We start from the raw sequence: 17940 nt of genomic DNA on the forward strand, positions 1-17940 counted from the left end.
GGAATGATCTTTTGAAGCAGCCGGATTACATTCTGCTGATAAACGCCCCGCAACGATGGGGCGTTCGGTTATTGATTTAAGCATCAATCCTGCGTTAGCCTAACTTCCGCTTCGCGGTATTTCGCCGCGCAGTACCCGGCCACTTCTGCCGGTAAATGCGGCCCTGGCGCAGTTTTATCCCAATCCAGCGTTTCCAGGTAATCTCGGACATATTGTTTGTCGAAACTGGGCGGGCTGATGCCGACCTGATATTGATCGACGGGCCAGAAGCGCGATGAATCGGGCGTTAACGCCTCATCAATCAGGTATAAAACGCCGTTATCGTCGACGCCGAATTCGAATTTGGTATCGGCAATAATAATGCCCCGCTCCTTGGCGTAGGCGGCGGCTTCCTTGTACAGTTTCAAGCTGGCGTCGCGCACTTTTTCCGCCAAATCCCGGCCCATCAATTCAACGGTCCTTTCAAAAGAGACGTTCTCATCATGGTCGCCGACTTCGGCTTTGGTGGACGGCGTATAGATAGGTTCCGGCAGTTGCTGCGCTTGCTGCAAACCTTCGGGCAGTTTAATGCCGCAGACGGCACCGGATTTTTGGTAATCTTTCCAGCCGGAGCCGATCAGGTAGCCGCGCACGATGGCTTCGACCGGCAGCGGCTTCAATAACTTGACGACGATAGCGCGGCCTTCAATTTGCGCGCGCTCGGCGGCATCGGGAACGACCTGTTCCAGCGGAATATCTGACAAATGATTGGGAATCACCTGCTTCATTTTTTCAAACCAGAAATTGGATACGTTGGTCAAAACACGGCCCTTGCCGGGAATCGGGTCAGGCAAAATGACGTCAAATGCAGACAGCCGGTCGGTGGTCACAATCAGCATGTGCTGGTCGTCAATGTCGTAAATATCGCGCACTTTGCCGCGGGCGCGGAGCTTTAAGGACGACAGTGTTGATTGGTATAAAGCTTCTGGAGCGGTCATAATTTCTCGCCGAGTGTCAAATAGGGTGATTTTATCAGTTGTTGGCGCAACCCAAAAATAATCTCGCAAAATGTCGGGACTGATGGGCGAATGCATCGGTTCTTTTCGACATCAAACTGACGGTGATATTTTAGCTGATTGCGGCCTAGGGTTGTGCGGCCTCAAATACGGCTGTGCTATTCTAGGCATCTTATTAAACGGTTAGAGTTGCATAGTGGAAATATATCTTGTTGGCGGTGCGGTGCGCGATCAATTACTTGGGCTTCCGGTCAAGGAGCGGGACTGGGTGGTGATCGGCGAGACCCCGGAATCCATGGTGAAACAAGGGTTCAGGCCGGTGGGCAAGGATTTTCCGGTATTCTTGCATCCGCAAAGCCGTGAAGAATATGCGCTGGCCAGAACTGAAAGAAAGACCGCGCCCGGTTACAAAGGTTTTACCGTGCATGCATCTCCCGATGTCAGCCTGGAACAGGATTTGATACGCCGCGACCTGACCATCAATGCGATGGCGATGACGCCGGAAGGCCTGCTTGTCGATCCTTACGGCGGGCGGAGCGATCTTGAGCGACGCATTTTCCGGCATATTTCACCGGCATTTGCCGAAGACCCCGTGCGGATATTGCGTATCGCCCGTTTTGCGGCCCGATACGCTGATCTCGGTTTCACGCTGGCTGAGGAAACCCGCGTTTTGATGCAGTCTATGGTGACGGCAGGGGAGGTGGATCATTTGGTTCCCGAACGGGTATGGGCCGAACTGTTTAAGGCGCTGAACGAGAAATCGCCCAGCGCTTTTTTCTATACTTTAAAAGACTGCGCGGCGCTGGATAAAATCTTCCCGGAAATAAGTTGTTTATTTGGCGTACCGCAGCCGGAAAAACACCACCCGGAAATTGATACCGGCATTCATGCCATGCTCTGCTTGGAGCAGGCGGCGCTTTTGTCGCCGAGTCCCGAAGTCAGGTTTGCGGCGTTGGTTCACGACTTGGGCAAAGGCCTGTCGCCGGAAGCAAACTGGCCGCATCATTACGCACATGAAACCCAAGGTTTGCCGGTATTGGAGCGGATGTGCGCCCGCCTGCGCGTACCGAACTCGTTTAAATCGCTGGCTATGCAGGTCATGCAATACCATACCCACTGTCATCGGGCTTTTGAGTTACGCGCTTCAACAATAACCGATATGCTGGCCGCTCTGGGCGCATACAAGCCAAACAATAAGTTGCCTGAATTTTTGCTGGCTTGCGAGGCGGACGCCAAAGGCAGAACCGGATTTGAACATTCACCCTATCCTCAGGCCGGACTGCTGAGCGCCGCCGCCAAGGAGGCGGCATCGGTCGATACGTCGGCTATTCTGAACAGTGAATTTAAAGGCGCGGATATTGGCGAGGCGATACGCCGCCTCCGAATTAAGGCTGTTGCGGAGTTTATTAAATCGGAATAAAAGTCTTCATTTCCGCCTGTATCCCTGTAGGAGGGCGGATGTTTTGAAGCCGGTTTAAATGAGAAAAGAAATATTTATGGAATCCGGGCGGCAGTAAAGTTGCTGATTAACAGGTGAAACAAGCGGACAGCGGGCTTCGGATGGGAAAGCGTTTTGAGGCTGATGCTTGGGCTTTCGCCATATCCGCAGAGCATTGATGATTCAGAGTCCACAGAAACCATTGTTTTAGTCAAGATCCATCGGCTAAGGGAATGGTTTCGCGGTTGCCCGGCTGTCTTCAGGAGATTGAATCAATCCGGCTGACAATCTCGCTGGACGCCAACTCCAAGCCCTGCTTGTAACATTCGCTGGCCCTGTCCTTGTCGCCTTGGGCAAACATCAAGTCGCCGAATAGTTGATAAGCCGGAACGGTAGGCTCTATTGAAAGACTCTTGGTCAGGTAGGTTGTCGCTTTTTGGTTGTCGCCGCATTTCATGCTCAACTTGCCGAGTACGGTCAGGAACACGGCGTCCCGTGGGTGCATAGGCAGCCACTGCTCGGCTGTTTCGAGCTGTCTTGCGACGTCAATCGACTGAACATTGCCATACAGTACGACCAGCGTTTGATCCCAGGTTGTCGACAAGGCTCTGGACAAGCCGCCTTCGACTTTTGCGCCCGCCCCTGCGTCAATCATCGCGGCAAAGTAAATGGCCGAAACGCCTTTCATGTTTCTGATGTAATCGGGAATTTCCGACCACAGCGATTCAATTTGATCAACATTGCCGGTCTCGGCCGCCTGCTTTAACAGTTTGCTGAATGCTTCGGTTTCCAGCAGTTTTATCTCTGCTTCCATCAGCACCTTATTAGTGTTCAGCGATGGAATCAGCCTGCGGACGCCTTCCCAATCGCCGGCTTGTTGATAGGCTTGGTGTAAGAGTTTCAAAACGCTGGCGTGAGTCGGGTCGATGGAATGCAGCCGCGTCAGTGTTTCCAGGGCTTGCTCGAATTGTTTGTCCGACAAATGCAACTCGGCCTGGGTCAGGCCTATCGCTACGTCCGAGCCCGGCGCCTGGTCGGCCGCCTTTTTCAGGTATTCATCTCTTTTGTCGTAGGCGCCGCGAGACTGTGCAGCTCTTGCCGCGGTCAGATAATGGATCAACGGCGCGCCGCTGTGCGAGGCATGCTTGATCAATACCTTTTCAGCTTTTTCCCAGTTGCCTTCGGCGGAATCGACCAAGCCTGCAATCAGGGCTTCTTGGGAGCGGTTGAACTTGATGCTTTTGCCGCGGTTTTTGATTTGCCCCGGCAGCCTGAGCAGCCAGCCTAGAAACCTGAAGAAGATATAAAGCACGAAAAATCCCATGATCAGGCTAACCGAGAAAACGATTAACGATGTTTCAAGGGACCAATAGCCGATGCCGATCAGCACATAGCCGGGATTTTCAAATCCGCCGAGCCATTTATAAGCAACAAAAGCGGCGGCAACGGCAATGAGTAGGGAGCCCAGAAAATACATTATATTTTTCATTATGTACTCTCTGGATTAATGTGCGGCAGGCGCCGCTTCAATCGGTTGTCGAGCCGGGTCCTTCGGTAACTGCTCCTTGCGTTGCTCTACCTCCTGCGTCCGTGCAGTCGTACCGGCCTCCACACCTCCAGCATCCTTGGTAGTCGCCGGTGTCTCGGTAGGCTTTTCGGCTTCAACTGGAGTCACGGCTTCCCCTGACTTTGTTGTTTCAACAGGTTTTTCGACTTGAACCGGTTTGGTTTTTTCAACAGCCGGCATGGCCTTGTCGGCTTCCAGTCTCAGTTTAGTAATGTCCCTGAGCATTTTCAACGACAGACTGATGTCGGGAAAGTGGCTGCGGATTTTAATGGCGCTAAATTTGTCCAGTTCGGCAATGAAATTGCCGGTTTCTGTGTTTTTGGCAAAATTTTGTTCGGTCCACTTTTTTGCATCGGCTAGGCTGGATTGATAAAGTTGCTCGTTTTGCTGAACCAGAGCGATTTTGACCATTTCCAGTTTTACCCTTAACTGCTCGCGGATAAACTGGGCTTGTTCCGGCGTTAATATTTCCTTGATTGGATGTTCGATGTGCCGGATAGTCACCACCTCTTCCAATTGGTCCAATGCAGAATCAATCAGGTTCCGCCCTTCTTTATCGGCCGGCTCTTGTGCCGGCTTAGACGGGGTCAATGTTTTCCCGGTATAAGGCAAAAATAAGGTTAATTTATCGACCTGAGTTTGCAGTGCTTGAATCGAGGCATACATCCCGACAACATCGGCAACGGCAACATTACGGATAGCGCTAATATCCTTGGCGATTTGTTCGCGGATTTTAAATGTTCCCGCATCCCCGCTTTCTCTGAGACGTTGATCCGCCGCTTCCAGCGCTTCACGGGTGGTATTGACATCGCCCATTAAATACAGGCGCTGATTGGCTATGCTTAGCAAATATTCCGAATCGGCAATTAACCAGTCGCCGCGTGTCTTGCCTAATTGACGCTGCACCTGGGAAATTGCACTGTTTAATTCATTGCGGGCGCCGTCCAGCTTTTCGGTATGCAAGCGGGAGAAATCCGCCAGGGTTTGGGTGAAATGGGCGTCTTTTCCGGCAGCATCGGCTTCTACGGTCGCGAGTTGGGATTGAATGGCGGCCAGTTGCGCCTGATAACCGCTAATCTGTTTTGACAGCTCAATCAGCTGCATATCGCCTTTGTTGACTTCGCCGCCTAAATCGTCCTGTTCGGCACGCAATTGCTGAAAAAGATAAAATCCGGCGCCGGCTATGCTTATGATGATGAACAGCACAATGATCCCAAGCCAGAGTCCGCTACGAGACTTGCGAGCCTTGCTGTTTTCGCTCACAGTCTGTTCTTGTTGTTCGCTCAATTCGGCCACTCTATTCCCCTGTCACACACGTTTATTACTGTCTCAAGAATTGCCGTGTCGATAGGACTATCCGTCACAGTAATTCGATTAAACCCCATATCGAAGGCTTGTTGCCTGATTCTATCGCTAACCACCACCAGGGGTATTGATAACAATAGCTTATTATTTTCACCCAGCATTAAGCTCAAGTTTTGCAACGCTTCGGCACTGGTCACGGTAATGACGTCCAGGCGGCGTTGAACCAGCAACTCGACAACCGGAGAGCTATCAATACAGGGAGTTATTCTTTTATAGACTTCCAGATAGTCAACTTCTGCGCCTCTACTGCGCAACGCGGTTGCCAACTGTTCGCGTCCGCCTTCGCCGCGAACGATTAGGCAATGTTGCCCGTCGACCCGCTGCAACTCCGGCGTCGCCAGCAAGGCTTCACTGTTATGTCCATTTTCAGGCAGCAGATCGACGGGCAAACCGGCCATTTTAATGGCTTGCGCCGTAGCCTGACCCACTGCGGCAAAACGCACGGATTTTGTGCGGGGTATTTTGCCACCATTCGCCTTTAGAGCAAAATTTACTGCATTGGCGCTGATAAAAATAACCCAGTGGAACCTGTCCAGATTCGCCAGCGTGGATTTTATCCGGTCGTCATTCCGTGCAACGATTTCCAGGGTGGGAAACCGCACGGCTGTTCCGGCCTGCTGCTCAATTAGACGGCTCAGGTTTTCCGCCTGATGCTCAGGCCGCGTCACTAAAACATGCGCGCCGTTCAAAACCATCGTTAAAGCTTCCGCTCCTGCTCACGCCCCTTACCTACATCCTGTAGGCAATCAAACAGCGCTTGCAGAATTTTATCCGCGCCTTGAGCCAATAAATCCTCGGCAATCATTTTGCCGATAGCTTCAGCCCTGTCCTGAGCGGAGTCGAAGGGGCTGTCCACGCTACCTGTCCGCTCAGCGCGGTAGATCACGCTGCCGTCAGGATTGCCGACCAATCCGCGCATGAACAGCTGATCGCCCTGCATTTGGGCAAAACCGGCGATCGGGACCTGGCAGCCGCCATTCAAACGCGCGTTCATGGCGCGTTCGGCCATCACGCACAGCCCGGTTTCGCTATCATGCAATGCAGTCAACATCTGATTGATTTCCAGATCATCGCTCCGGCATTCTATGCCGATAGCGCCCTGGCCGATCGCAGGCAAACTGACGCCTGCATCCAGGCATTGGCTAATACGATCGGCCATGCCCAATCTCTTTAAACCGGCTGAAGCCAGGATAATGGCGTCGTATTCTCCGCTATCCAATTTGGACAAACGGGTATTGACATTACCCCTTAACGATAATATTTCAGCATCGGGGTAAAGTTCTTTAATCTGGCATTGCCTGCGCAAGCTGGATGTGCCGATTCTGGCATTTGCAGGCAAATCATGTAAGGCCGAATAACGGTTGGAGACAAAAGCGTCGGTAGGATCTTCACGGGTCAAAATAGCCGCCAGGTGCAAGCCGCCAGGAAACTCTACCGGCACATCTTTCATCGAATGCACGGCAATATCGGCAAAACCGTCCAGCATGCCCTGCTCCAATTCTTTGACAAACAGGCCTTTGCCGCCGATCTTGGCTAAAGGGGCATCGAGAATTTTATCGCCCTGTGTGGTCATTGTGACCAGTTCAGTCCTGCACCCCGGAAATGTTTGCTGCAAACGTTCAGCGACGTGCTCCGCCTGCCATAACGCCAATGGGCTCCTGCGCGTTGCGATACGAATAATTTTTTCAGTCAAAAGAACACCATTCATTTCTAACAATAAATCGTTTCATTGTACCCCTTGTCGGTTAATGACGGCTAATCGAACTTGAATTTCTTGTCTGCGAGAATGTCGATAAGAGGCGTGAGTTTGGGACGGGAGCTTTGTCCGCAGGGATATGGTAAGGAGCGTTAGCAGGGACAATGGCTTTAGTTGTATAATTTATATTCAATTGCAACTCACCACAAACACATCATGACCAACGTTAATTCCGACAAACTTTCCAGCGCCCGTTTTGCCCAAGCAACCGATGCCTTTGTCGAGGTATTCACCGCGTCTGTCGATTTTGACCAACGCATGGCGCAGCAGGATATTGAAGGATCTATCGCCCACGCCAAAATGCTTTGCGCGTGCGGCATTCTGACCGATCAGGAACGCGACGCGATTATTGGCGGCCTTAACCAAATCGGTCAGGAAATAGTCAGTGGTGAATTTGTCTGGTCGATCAAGCAGGAAGATGTTCATATGAACATCGAAGCGCGGCTGACCGATTTAATCGGTATTGCCGGCAAAAAACTGCATACCGGGCGTTCCCGCAACGATCAGGTCGCGACCGATATCCGTCTTTACCTGCGCAGTGAGATCAACCAGATTTTAAGCCAGCTCACTCGCCTGCAAACAGCCGTTCTCGATTTGGCCGAGCTTCATGCCGACACCATCATGCCCGGCTTCACCCATTTGCAGGTCGCCCAGCCGATCACTTTCGGCCATCATCTGATGGCCTGGTTTGAAATGCTCAGCCGTGATCGCGAAAGACTCCAGGATTGCAGCAAACGCGTCAACATCATGCCGCTGGGCGCTGCGGCATTGGCCGGAACCAGTTACCCGATAGACCGCCAGATGACTTCCGACTTGCTTGGCTTCAGCCGTCCTTCAGCGAATTCGCTGGATTCGGTCAGCGACCGCGATTTTGCGATTGAGTTTACGGCGGCCGCCAGCTTGATCATGATGCATTTATCGCGCTTTTCCGAAGAACTAATCTTGTGGTCCAGCGCCCAGTTTGACTTTATCGAGATGCCAGACGCCTTTTGCACCGGTTCCTCGATTATGCCGCAAAAGAAAAACCCCGACGTACCCGAACTGGTGCGCGGCAAATCAGGCCGGGTAACCGGGCACTTGGTTTCTCTGCTGATGCTGATGAAAAGCCAGCCCTTGGCTTACAACAAAGACAACCAGGAAGACAAGGAACCGCTATTCGATACCGCCGACACATTGATTAATTGCTTGCGGGCTTATGCCGACATGGTCCCTTATATCGAAGCCAAAAAAGCCAATATGTACAACTCTGCCAGACGCGGCTTTGCCACGGCTACCGACCTTGCCGATTACCTGGTGCGTAAAGGCATGGCGTTTCGCGATGCGCATGAAGTCGTGGGGCTGGCGGTGCGTTTAGGGCTGGACAGTCAGCGCGATTTATCGGAGCTGTCGCTGCCGGAGTTGCAGCATTTTTCAAGTTTGATCACGGATGATGTGTTCGATTATTTAACCTTGGAAGGTTCGGTTGCTGCGCGCAAACACATTGGCGGTACAGCTCCCGATACGGTCAGGCTCGCCATACGGACAGCGCGACAAGACCTGGCTTCAATATAGAATAACGTTTGAGTCATGATCAGGCCACACCAAGAGCGCCCCATTCATTTAGGTTCGCCCGGCGAAGAAATCAGCATACAAGACCTGCAAACGATCAAACACCGATTCAAACGCTTGAACCAGCTTCGCGAGCAGCGTGTTCAGGACTTCCTGCTGCCCCGGCAACAAGCGTTTTTAGACGTATTGGCTCTGCTTTTTCACTGCAACTTTCCGATGCTGCCGGGATTTATTTCCTCGACGACACCGGCCGGAATACCAGAGTATAACCCCGGCATCAGGACTATCAACGCGGCCAAACAACTGGCAAAAAATTTCAACTACACCCGCCCGGTATCACTCGTTTATCCTATTGAAGGGCTGTTCTTAATGGGCAGTGTCGGCAGTATCGCATTTTCCAAAACCAGCGACATGGACATTTGGTTATGCCACCAATCCGACTTATTACCGGGCGCGATTGATGAGCTGCAAAAAAAAGCTACCGCAATAGAGGTCTGGGCTGCATCGTTAGGACTGGAAGTGCATTTCTTCCTGATGGACAGCAAGCAGTTTCGGCTCGGTGAAAATACCCCCATTTCCACCGAAAGCAGCGGTCAAACCCAGCATTACCTGTTGCTTGAAGAGTTTTACCGGACAGCGATTTACATTGCGGGAAAAAGTCCTGCATGGTGGCTGGTCCCTCCCCATGAAGAAAGCAATTACACGCGCTATATCAAGCATTTAATTGATAATCTGTTCATTCCCGAGCATGAGTTGATCGACTTCGGCGGCTTCGACGCCGTCCCGGCGGAAGAGTTTACCAGCGCAACCCTTTGGCATCTTTATAAAGCGCTGCATTCACCGCACAAGTCATTATTGAAACTGTTACTCATGGAGTGCTATGCCAGCGAATATCCCCAAACAGGATGGCTTTGCCAGGACATAAAAAAGGCCGTTTATCAGGGCGATTTCATGTCCGCCGATCTCGATCCGTATTTGCTGATTTACCAAAAAGTCGAAAGATACCTGCAAAAAGCGCATAGTCACGGAAGACTGGCCTTGGCCCGGCAATGCTTTTATTTAAAAGTGATGGGGTCATCCGACAATACGATGGACTCCCAGACCAGGGCCGCCAGGGAAAAATATATGCAGCATATTGCCAAGCTCTGGAATTGGCCGGTATCCACTATTGAGAATCTTAAGTATCAGCGGCTATGGAATATAAAAAAAGCAACGTCGGAACATGCCGTTATCGTACAGCAATTGACTCAGTGCTACCGTATGATCATGGGCTTCGCCAGGGACTACGTGGCCCAAAACCAGGAAAACAGTAACGATCTGAAATTAATCGGTAGGAAGCTCCATGCCTTTTTGGAAAAAAGGCCGGGCAAGATTGAAATCATTACCACGCGCTCGGAAGTTTATTCAAAAGAAAGCGCATTATCTATCGTAGAAAATCGTCTGCCCGACGGCGACGATGGTTGGGCTCTGTACTTGAAAAATGTACAGATGGCTACTGCCGGAGATTTTGAGCCGATACAAAAATGCAGGACGCTAGTTGAAATTCTTTGCTGGCTGGTCATCAATGGGCTCTATTCCAAACAACTGCAGCTTCAATTCAGTTCGCAGTCGCTTAAAATGCCGAATGACGAGATGCATTCAACTCTGACGCAAATCAACCACTTTTTAACCCAGAACTTTAACGACGACCCGCCTTTGGAAACCTACCAAACCCCGAAGGCGCAGCTGAGTTCATTGATTCTTATCAATATGGGAATCTCGGATGATGAAGCCTTGTGCGTTATGAGCGAGCGTTCCGATGCGCTAAGCTACGGCATGAGCCGCGAGTGTTTTATTCAGACTATAAACAGGATTTCGCTGTCCAGCTGGGGTGAAATCACCTCCAGCCAGGGCGAAGGCATAGAAGGGCTGTTTGACAGCTTAACGGACATCATTAACAACAATAAAAAGCCGTTATCCCCGGGTGGCCTGAAGTTTGTTTGTCATACCCCGGCTCGCGCCAAAGGTATTATCTTTCGCGTTGAGGCGGTATTTAATACTTTGGTTAAACTTTTCGCGAAGCAATATCATAATCGCGCGCCGCGTTATATTTTGCCGGGCGGGACTTCGTTCTATGTTTTTCAGTCCGTAAATCAAACCCTAGGTTACAAAAAGCTGGCAACAAAAAAACAGCTGCTCAATGAATTAGCCCGTCCCCAAGAGCAGTTCAGCACGATTTATTTTGACCAGGCTGTCCTGGAAAATACGCCTATCCAGCTCATTTATTCGCTGAATAGGCCGCAAGTAATCCAGCTTTTCTACTATGAAAGCAAGACGGATACGACCATATATATCGTTGATGAAAGAGGGGCCTTACATATCCAGCGGCATAACAAAGCAAACCCCGGTTACCTATTAAAACAATACGCTGTTTTTTTAGAATCAATCCTTAACCGCAACCTTTTTGAAACACTACTGACCATTGAATATTGTGAAATCAGGAAGAGTGTTGCCGGAGACTTTTCCAGTAACCCGGTGCAGTTCAAAGCAACGCCGCCAAACAGTGAATTAAACCTGCGTATCACCGGTGAAGCCACCAATAAAGGCATCGTCTATACGATCTACTGCAATGAAAAAGAGTTTTCATCGCTGGATCACGGCAATCAAGTTTTTTACGCCGCGTATCAGCATATACTTCAATTCAGGAACGGTAAGGTTAGTTATCCGATTTATATCACCGATATAGATCTGCCTTTTTCTGCATTCCGCGTCGATAACCCTGAGCAGTTGCAAACCATCCATTATTTAAATTACAAACAAAAAATAGAAGACAAATTTAATGTTTAGAATTCCGTGGCCGGGAATTATTAAAGCGGACGGCTTGTTTAATAACAGCGATCGTTTTCCAGGTCAATAGACTAAGGATCTAACAATTGGTACAATTGCCGAGATTCTCGGAAGCTTTAGTGCTGTCCGTTTTTGTAAGTTTTCATTTCACCAATCTGGAGAATATCTATGCCAATTAAAGTTGCAATCAATGGTTATGGTCGTATTGGACGTAATATCGTTCGCGCATTATACGAAGCAGGCCGTACCAATGAAATTCAAATTGTTGCAATCAATGATTTAGGCGACGCTGCAACGAATGCTCATCTGACTAAATATGATTCAGTGCATGGAAAATTTCCTTTCGACGTGAGCGTTGACGGCGATTATCTCGTCATCAACGGCGATAAGATTAAAGTTTTCTCAGAAAGAGATCCATCAAAACTGCCTTGGGGCGAACTGGGTATCGATGCCGTACACGAATGCACCGGTTTGTTTACCAGCAAAGCTAAAGCATCCGCGCATATTACCGCCGGTGCAAAAAAAGTTATTATTTCAGCGCCCGGCGGCAACGATGTCGATGCAACTATCGTTTACGGCGTAAACCACGATGTTCTGAAAGCATCGGACACTGTTATTTCCAATGCTTCATGCACAACCAACTGCTTGGCGCCATTGGTTAAACCTTTACACGATGCGATCGGTATTGTGAAAGGTTCGATGACTACCATTCATTCTTACACCAACGACCAAGTACTGACTGACGTCTATCACAGCGATTTACGTCGCGCCCGCTCGGCCACACAATCGATGATTCCTACCAAAACAGGCGCCGCTGCGGCTGTAGGCTTGGTATTGCCTGAATTGAACGGCAAGCTGGATGGTTTCGCAATGCGCGTACCCACTATCAACGTTTCTGTTGTTGATTTCACTTTTGAAGCGGCCAGAAAAACCACCAAAGAAGAAATCGACCAAATCTTGAAAACAGCATCCGAAGGCTCGTTAAAAGGCATTCTGGATATTAACACCTTGCCACTGGTTTCAATCGACTTTAACCACAACCCTGCATCGTCAATATACGAAGCATCGTTGACCAAAGTCATGGATGGCAACCTTGTAAAAGTGCTGTCCTGGTATGACAACGAATGGGGCTTCTCAAACCGTATGTTGGATACGACAATTGCTTTAGTTAACGCAAAATAACGGATTTCCTACATAATGTTAAGAAGAACCAAAATTTTAGCAACTCTGGGTCCCGCTACGGATAAGCCCGGAGTACTTGAAGGTATGTTTGCGGCGGGCCTTGACTTTGTTCGTATGAACTTTTCGCATGGTTCCGCACAAGACCACATTAACCGGGCGAATGCTGTCCGTGAGCTGAGCCTGAAAACCGGCAGACTGGTTGGTATTTTAGCTGATTTGCAAGGCCCTAAAATCCGCATTGCCCGTTTTAAAGACACCAAAGTGTTTTTAAAAGAAGGCCAAGATTTCGCTCTGGATATAAATCTTGATCCAACGGCCGGCGATAATACTCAAGTCGGCATTACTTACGAACCTTTGGCTTTGGAAGTCAAACCGGGCAGCAGATTGTTACTGGATGACGGTCGTATCGTTCTTGACGTGGTCAACGTTGTAGACATGCGCGTCAACTGTACGGTTGTCGTTGGCGGCGACCTGTCGAACAACAAAGGCATCAATCTGCTGGGCGGCGGCCTTTCTGCGGCGGCTTTGACCGACAAGGATAAGGAAGATATTAAAACGATTGCGATAATGAAATGCGATTATGTCGCCATTTCTTTCCCCCGCACCGCTGAAGATCTTCATGAAGCGCGCCGCCTGTTGGTTGCCGAAGGCTGTCATGCAGGGATCGTGGCAAAGGTCGAGCGGGCTGAAGCCATAGAGGTCATGGATGAAATCATCCTGGCCTCGGATGCGGTCATGGTCGCCCGTGGCGACCTCGGCGTCGAAATCGGCGATGCCAACCTGCCTGCCGTGCAAAAAACGTTGATTCGCCGCTCCCGCGACCTGAATCGTGTTGCGATTACCGCCACACAAATGATGGAATCGATGATAGATAACCCGATTCCTACTCGCGCCGAAGTGTTTGACGTTGCCAATGCGGTTTACGACGGCACCGACGTGATCATGCTGTCTGCGGAAACGGCATCGGGCAAATACCCGGTTAAAGCCATTGAAGCGATGAACCGCATTTGCGTTGAAGCGGAAAAACAACCGATTGTTCGCGTATCAAGGCATCGTGTTGATCTCCAGTTCGAGCGCGTCGATGAAGCGATTGCGATGTCTGCGATGTACATGGCTAACCACACTAAAATCCACGGCATTGCCGCGTTGACCGAATCAGGCTCTACGCCGTTATGGATGTCCAGAATCAGCTCGGGCATTCCGATTTTTGCGCTTAGCCCGCATCAAGAGACATTAGGCAGAGTCACTTTATACCGTGGCGTTTTCCCGGTACTTTTCATTCATGACCTTAGCGATCATGCCGAAGTCAACAGGGCGATCATTGCTGAACTGAAAAGACGCAACGTTGCGGCTGATGGCGATACCTTCATCATCACTCAAGGTGATCTGGAAGGCATAGCGGGCGGCACCAATGCGTTAAAGGTCATCACTGTCGGGCAGGATTCAACTCATTAAAACGTTGTTGACTGTTTGTTAACCCTTTGCCCGATAATTATACGGCGCGGCAAAGGGTTCATATTAATGGCCTGAAAAATTCAGTTTTTCAGGCCATTTTTTTTGCAGATCCACTTCGATAAAACAACTTTAAAGCGCGAACGATCCCGTCATTATGGCTTTTTAAATTTCACGACTTTATTTAAAGGACTCAGATTGATTTCATCGATCACTATTTGCGACCGCGAATTAAGCACATAGGACACCGCCTCGGCGACATCTTCCGGTTCAATAAAGTGACTGGCATCATCGCCCGGCTCGAAAGACAATTGCTCAAAAAATGGAGTTTTGACCATGCCGGGATTAATCAGGCAGACCCGTACATGGCTTTTGCCGCATTCCTCGCGCAGGGCCTGAGTAAAGCCGCGCACTGCAAATTTGGCAGCGCAGTACAGCGCGCCCTTGCGGTTGCCTTTTAATGCCGCTTCCGAGCCGATAAAAATCAAGTCACTGTGACCCTTGCGTTTTAAAGCGGGCAACAGCGCCTTCACCAAAAAGGCCTGGCTGGTAAAGTTTATCCTCATCAGGTCTTCAATCTGCGCATAGGAAAACTCCTCCACCGAGCCGAACTGGCCTTTCCCGGCACAAAAAACCACCGCATCGATGCCGGGGAAGGTTTGCTCCAGTTCACGGACTTTGCGCGGTATGTCGTCTAACCGGCTTAAATCCAGTTGCATGGGAGTGAAATTATCCAGCTGCCGGATAAACTTGCCGCTATCGCGGGACACGCCGATCACATGATGCCCCTGTTGCAATAAATTCCTGGCGATCGCGCGGCCTATGCCGGAACTGGCTCCGGTCACCAGAACTGTGCGTTTAATAAGATTCATAACTAATTTCTCATTAATAATTATCACCACGAAGACACGAAGAAATAAAGCTTCGTGTTCTTCGTGGTGAATAAAAGCTTTTTTAGTCGTCTATTTACCATCATGCCGAACAAAATTACGTGCATGGAAAAAACTTGTCGGCTGGAATATAGTTTAAGAGTTGTTCGGCGCAGTAGTGCATCATCTCCTGCTCCAGTTCCTGCTTGTAGGAAACCATGCCTTGCTGGCTGACCAAGGGACTCGCAAAGAGCTTTTCTTCAGGATACAGTTTGTGCACTTTTTTAAAAAAGTTCTCCGGCAGCCTGAATACGCCGAGACTGACCGAATGCAGCCGGTTTAAATCGATACGGGAAAAAACCTGCTCGAACAACTCCCGATACTGCTGTTGGTAGCCGGATTGATAAATCAGCGGATCAAAGCGCAACCCGATTTGCCAGCCCTGTTCCTGCACTTTGCACAGCGCATCCAGACGGCGGGCTACCGATGGTGCTTTGGCTTCGACTTTTCCGGCGACCTGATCCGGCGACAGGCTGAACGCCACGATGCAACGGGGTAGTGGTTCCCGGTTTAACAGGCTCCTGACCTGGGTGCTTTTGGTTCTTAATTCCAGCCAGGCGTTGGGCAGTGTTGTAAAAAACGGCAAAAACTGCTCGGCAAAGCCGGTGACCGGCTCCAAGGCCAGGCTGTCGCAATCGTAGCCGGAAAAAAAATGCAGGTTTTCGCTTGGCGATTCGATGCACAGTTGGCGGATGTCCTGCTGGAAATCCTCGTAATTGACAAACAGCACGTAGTTGGCCGACTGGTACATGCCCTGCAAAAAACAATACCGGCAATCGTACAGGCAGTTGAGCATGTGCGAGAAGTAGTAATTTCTTTCCGCCCCGATGCCGTAACCCAAGGGCGCAGGCAGCGCAAAGTTTTTATATTTTTCCGCCAGTATCAACGCGGGTTGCTGCTTTTGCAGGCGGAAGTTTTGCGCCTTGGGGTTAAATACTTCGCCGTAACGGCGGCAGGTTATTTTCCTGGCTTGCGGGAATCTCGCAACAATATCCAAAACACGCGGGTGTTGCAGGATGGCTTCTTCGATGTAAATGGTTTCGATCATAAGCTCTGTTTATCGTTTAGTGCGTGTAATGTAGCACAGCTTGCCTGCTCAAAAGGCTTGTGATTTATCACACAGCCCTCATATAGGGTAAAATACTTTCAACTCAACAATCACATTATCAACCATGAAAACAAACAAGATAGGTTTTATCGGCGGCGGCAACATGGCGTCCAGCCTGATCAGCGGATTGATTGCCAGCGGCCATGCCCCTGAACAGATTTGGGTGTCGGATATTAACCCGGATACGCTGACAGCCCTGAAACAGGATCTGACCGTCAACACGTCGGCAAACAACGATGACGTCATCAATGCGGCCGATGTCGTGGTGCTGGCGGTCAAGCCGCAGACGCTGAGCGCTGTCGCGCAAAGTATCGCTGCGCTGGTTCAGCAGAAAAAATCGCTGGTGGTCTCGATCGCCGCCGGCATTAACCAGAACAGCTTAAGCCATTGGCTGGGCGCCGATACCGCGATCGTGCGCTGCATGCCCAACACCCCGGCGCTGGTGTTGACCGGCGCTACGGCATTACATGCCAACGACAAGGTCACGGCCGAGCAACGCGACCTGGCGGAAAATATTTTACGTGCGGTCGGTATCGCGCTGTGGGTTGACGATGAGGCCGAACTGGATGCGGTGACCGCCGTTTCCGGCAGCGGACCCGCTTATTATTTCCTGCTGATGGAAGCCATGGAAAAAGCCGCTCTGGAACTGGGCCTGAGCCAAGAGACCGCGCGTTTGCTGGTGCAGCAAACCGCATTAGGCGCGGCTAAAATAGCGCTGGAGTCGACCGAATCGCCGGAACAGCTGCGCAAGCGCGTCACCTCGCCCGGCGGCACCACGCAGCAAGCCATAGAAACTTTTGAGCAAGGCGGCTTTACCGAGCTGGTTTCAAAAGCGTTACATGCGGCACGAGACCGCTCAATTGAAATGTCTAAACAAATGGAGAATTCGTAATGGATTCAAGCTACATGACCGACCCGGCTATTTTTATCATCGACTCGCTGCTTTCGCTGTACATCCTGGCGGTGCTGCTGCGCTTTTTATTGCAATGGTGCGGCGCCGATTTTTACAACCCGATCTCCCAGTTTCTGGTCAAGGCGACCCACCCGCCGTTAAAACTGCTGCGCCGCTTTGTGCCGTCCATCGGCAAGATTGACACCTCCTCGCTGGTGCTGGTGATGGGGCTGCAAATGCTGGCCGATTTTTCGATACTGTTGTTGAAAGGCGTCGCGATCAGCATCGGCGCATTGACCATTTTATCGCTGACCCAACTGGTTTCGCTGTTGATCAATATCTTCATCTATGCGGTATTTGCCAGAGCCATACTCAGCTGGATGAATCCCGGTACGTTTAGTGCTGCATCGTCTGTCTTGTACAGCCTGACCGAGCCTGTGCTTAACCTCTGCCGTAAATTTATTCCCGATCTGGGCGGCATCGACTTGTCGCCGTTGGCTGCGCTAATGCTGTTGCAACTGGCAAAAATGGTCATACTGCCGCCGCTGCATCAACTAGCCAGCTTGATCGGTTGAGCTGGTACTACTGGGAACATGGGGTTTTGACCTTGAACCTCCATGTTCAACCTAAAGCCAGCAAGGACGAATGGGCGGGGCTGCATGGAGAAAGGCTGAAGCTCCGAGTCAAGGCTGCGCCGATCGACGGCAAGGCCAATCAGCATTTGATCGCCTTTATAGCCGATGAGTTTGGAGTCAGTAAATCGGCCTGCAAGCTGATAACGGGGGAGTCCGGCCGGGAAAAACGTATCGCGATCAGTTCGCCGAAGAAGTTTCCATCCCTGCCGGACTCTCTGCAATTTGATATTTCCTTGTGACCTCCGTT

Annotated in this window: 15 protein-coding genes; 8 read left to right on the plus strand and 7 right to left on the minus strand. The window is 50.5% G+C overall.

The features are described from left to right. Positions 1 to 83 precede the first annotated feature (83 nt). On the minus strand, positions 84 to 977 hold the full coding sequence (locus V3O24_RS18510) for a phosphoribosylaminoimidazolesuccinocarboxamide synthase (RefSeq protein ID WP_104422053.1): 894 nt from the start codon (positions 975 to 977) through the stop codon (positions 84 to 86). Positions 978 to 1191: 214 nt separating this feature from the next. Between V3O24_RS18510 and V3O24_RS18515 the strand changes: the two genes are divergently transcribed. Next, positions 1192 to 2415 carry a multifunctional CCA addition/repair protein gene (locus V3O24_RS18515; protein ID WP_331308319.1) on the plus strand — a complete coding sequence of 408 codons (1224 nt, stop codon included), beginning with the start codon at positions 1192 to 1194 and terminating at the stop codon, positions 2413 to 2415. 277 nt (positions 2416 to 2692) lie between these two features. Here V3O24_RS18515 and V3O24_RS18520 read toward each other — a convergent pair whose 3' ends face one another. From V3O24_RS18520 to hemC, 4 genes are read right to left on the minus strand one after another with little or no spacing between them, the layout of a single operon-like run. After that, positions 2693 to 3922 (minus strand): heme biosynthesis HemY N-terminal domain-containing protein, encoded by a 1230-nt coding sequence (locus V3O24_RS18520; RefSeq protein ID WP_181049801.1) that lies wholly within the window; start codon positions 3920 to 3922, stop codon positions 2693 to 2695. Between the two features lie 15 nt (positions 3923 to 3937). Continuing rightward, entirely contained in the window at positions 3938 to 5296 is a 1359-nt protein-coding gene (locus tag V3O24_RS18525; protein WP_104422050.1) for a uroporphyrinogen-III C-methyltransferase, read from the minus strand. Continuing rightward, complete coding sequence (locus tag V3O24_RS18530; RefSeq protein ID WP_331308320.1) at positions 5284 to 6060, minus strand: uroporphyrinogen-III synthase; 777 nt, start codon at positions 6058 to 6060, stop codon at positions 5284 to 5286. Before V3O24_RS18530 ends, V3O24_RS18525 begins: the two co-directional genes overlap by 13 nt. Positions 6061 to 6062: 2 nt before the next feature. Beyond that, complete coding sequence (gene hemC / locus V3O24_RS18535; RefSeq protein WP_348529997.1) at positions 6063 to 7073, minus strand: hydroxymethylbilane synthase; 1011 nt, start codon at positions 7071 to 7073, stop codon at positions 6063 to 6065. 204 nt (positions 7074 to 7277) lie between these two features. Between hemC and argH the strand changes: the two genes are divergently transcribed. The 4 genes from argH to pyk all read left to right on the plus strand — a co-directional run bounded on the left by argH (position 7278) and on the right by pyk (position 14132). Next, on the plus strand, positions 7278 to 8672 hold the full coding sequence (gene argH / locus V3O24_RS18540) for an argininosuccinate lyase (protein WP_331308322.1): 1395 nt from the start codon (positions 7278 to 7280) through the stop codon (positions 8670 to 8672). Positions 8673 to 8687: 15 nt separating this feature from the next. Then, positions 8688 to 11495 carry a class I adenylate cyclase gene (locus V3O24_RS18545; protein WP_331308323.1) on the plus strand — a complete coding sequence of 936 codons (2808 nt, stop codon included), beginning with the start codon at positions 8688 to 8690 and terminating at the stop codon, positions 11493 to 11495. Positions 11496 to 11663: 168 nt separating this feature from the next. Continuing rightward, positions 11664 to 12677, plus strand: a complete 1014-nt coding sequence (gap, locus tag V3O24_RS18550) for a type I glyceraldehyde-3-phosphate dehydrogenase (RefSeq protein ID WP_104422046.1) — start codon at positions 11664 to 11666, stop codon at positions 12675 to 12677. Between the two features lie 15 nt (positions 12678 to 12692). Continuing rightward, entirely contained in the window at positions 12693 to 14132 is a 1440-nt protein-coding gene (pyk, locus tag V3O24_RS18555; protein ID WP_104422045.1) for a pyruvate kinase, read from the plus strand. Between the two features lie 152 nt (positions 14133 to 14284). Here the strand turns inward: pyk and V3O24_RS18560 are convergent, their stop codons facing one another. Together V3O24_RS18560 and V3O24_RS18565 are read right to left on the minus strand one after the other, a co-directional pair. Continuing rightward, positions 14285 to 15001 (minus strand): SDR family oxidoreductase, encoded by a 717-nt coding sequence (locus tag V3O24_RS18560; protein ID WP_331308324.1) that lies wholly within the window; start codon positions 14999 to 15001, stop codon positions 14285 to 14287. A gap of 115 nt (positions 15002 to 15116) precedes the next feature. Next, positions 15117 to 16106: a spore photoproduct lyase family protein gene (locus V3O24_RS18565; RefSeq protein WP_331308325.1), complete on the minus strand. Its 990-nt coding sequence runs from the start codon at positions 16104 to 16106 to the stop codon at positions 15117 to 15119. A 124-nt stretch (positions 16107 to 16230) separates the two neighbouring features. Between V3O24_RS18565 and proC the strand changes: the two genes are divergently transcribed. From proC to V3O24_RS18580, 3 genes are read left to right on the plus strand one after another with little or no spacing between them, the layout of a single operon-like run. Then, positions 16231 to 17058: a pyrroline-5-carboxylate reductase gene (gene proC / locus V3O24_RS18570; RefSeq protein ID WP_104422042.1), complete on the plus strand. Its 828-nt coding sequence runs from the start codon at positions 16231 to 16233 to the stop codon at positions 17056 to 17058. After that, complete coding sequence (locus tag V3O24_RS18575; protein WP_104422041.1) at positions 17058 to 17633, plus strand: YggT family protein; 576 nt, start codon at positions 17058 to 17060, stop codon at positions 17631 to 17633. The genes proC and V3O24_RS18575 overlap by 1 nt, the downstream gene beginning before the upstream one ends. A gap of 26 nt (positions 17634 to 17659) precedes the next feature. Continuing rightward, on the plus strand, positions 17660 to 17932 hold the full coding sequence (locus V3O24_RS18580; protein ID WP_331308326.1) for a DUF167 family protein: 273 nt from the start codon (positions 17660 to 17662) through the stop codon (positions 17930 to 17932). Positions 17933 to 17940: the final 8 nt, after the last annotated feature.

Origin of the sequence: Methylobacter sp. Wu8, from assembly GCF_036440755.1 — a bacterium.
Classification (GTDB): Bacteria; Pseudomonadota; Gammaproteobacteria; order Methylococcales; family Methylomonadaceae; genus Methylobacter_A; species Methylobacter_A tundripaludum_A.

Excerpts from the sequence above, each read along its gene's own strand:
- V3O24_RS18565 (WP_331308325.1), bottom strand. The coding sequence starts at position 16,106 with ATGATCGAAACCATTTACATCGAAGAAGCCATCCTGCAACACCCGCGT.
- V3O24_RS18510 (WP_104422053.1), bottom strand. The coding sequence starts at position 977 with ATGACCGCTCCAGAAGCTTTATACCAATCAACACTGTCGTCCTTAAAG.
- proC (WP_104422042.1), top strand. The coding sequence starts at position 16,231 with ATGAAAACAAACAAGATAGGTTTTATCGGCGGCGGCAACATGGCGTCC.
- V3O24_RS18520 (WP_181049801.1), bottom strand. The coding sequence starts at position 3,922 with ATGAAAAATATAATGTATTTTCTGGGCTCCCTACTCATTGCCGTTGCC.
- hemC (WP_348529997.1), bottom strand. The coding sequence starts at position 7,073 with ATGAATGGTGTTCTTTTGACTGAAAAAATTATTCGTATCGCAACGCGC.
- argH (WP_331308322.1), top strand. The coding sequence starts at position 7,278 with ATGACCAACGTTAATTCCGACAAACTTTCCAGCGCCCGTTTTGCCCAA.
- gap (WP_104422046.1), top strand. The coding sequence starts at position 11,664 with ATGCCAATTAAAGTTGCAATCAATGGTTATGGTCGTATTGGACGTAAT.
- V3O24_RS18530 (WP_331308320.1), bottom strand. The coding sequence starts at position 6,060 with ATGGTTTTGAACGGCGCGCATGTTTTAGTGACGCGGCCTGAGCATCAG.
- V3O24_RS18575 (WP_104422041.1), top strand. The coding sequence starts at position 17,058 with ATGGATTCAAGCTACATGACCGACCCGGCTATTTTTATCATCGACTCG.
- V3O24_RS18545 (WP_331308323.1), top strand. The coding sequence starts at position 8,688 with ATGATCAGGCCACACCAAGAGCGCCCCATTCATTTAGGTTCGCCCGGC.
- pyk (WP_104422045.1), top strand. The coding sequence starts at position 12,693 with ATGTTAAGAAGAACCAAAATTTTAGCAACTCTGGGTCCCGCTACGGAT.
- V3O24_RS18560 (WP_331308324.1), bottom strand. The coding sequence starts at position 15,001 with ATGAATCTTATTAAACGCACAGTTCTGGTGACCGGAGCCAGTTCCGGC.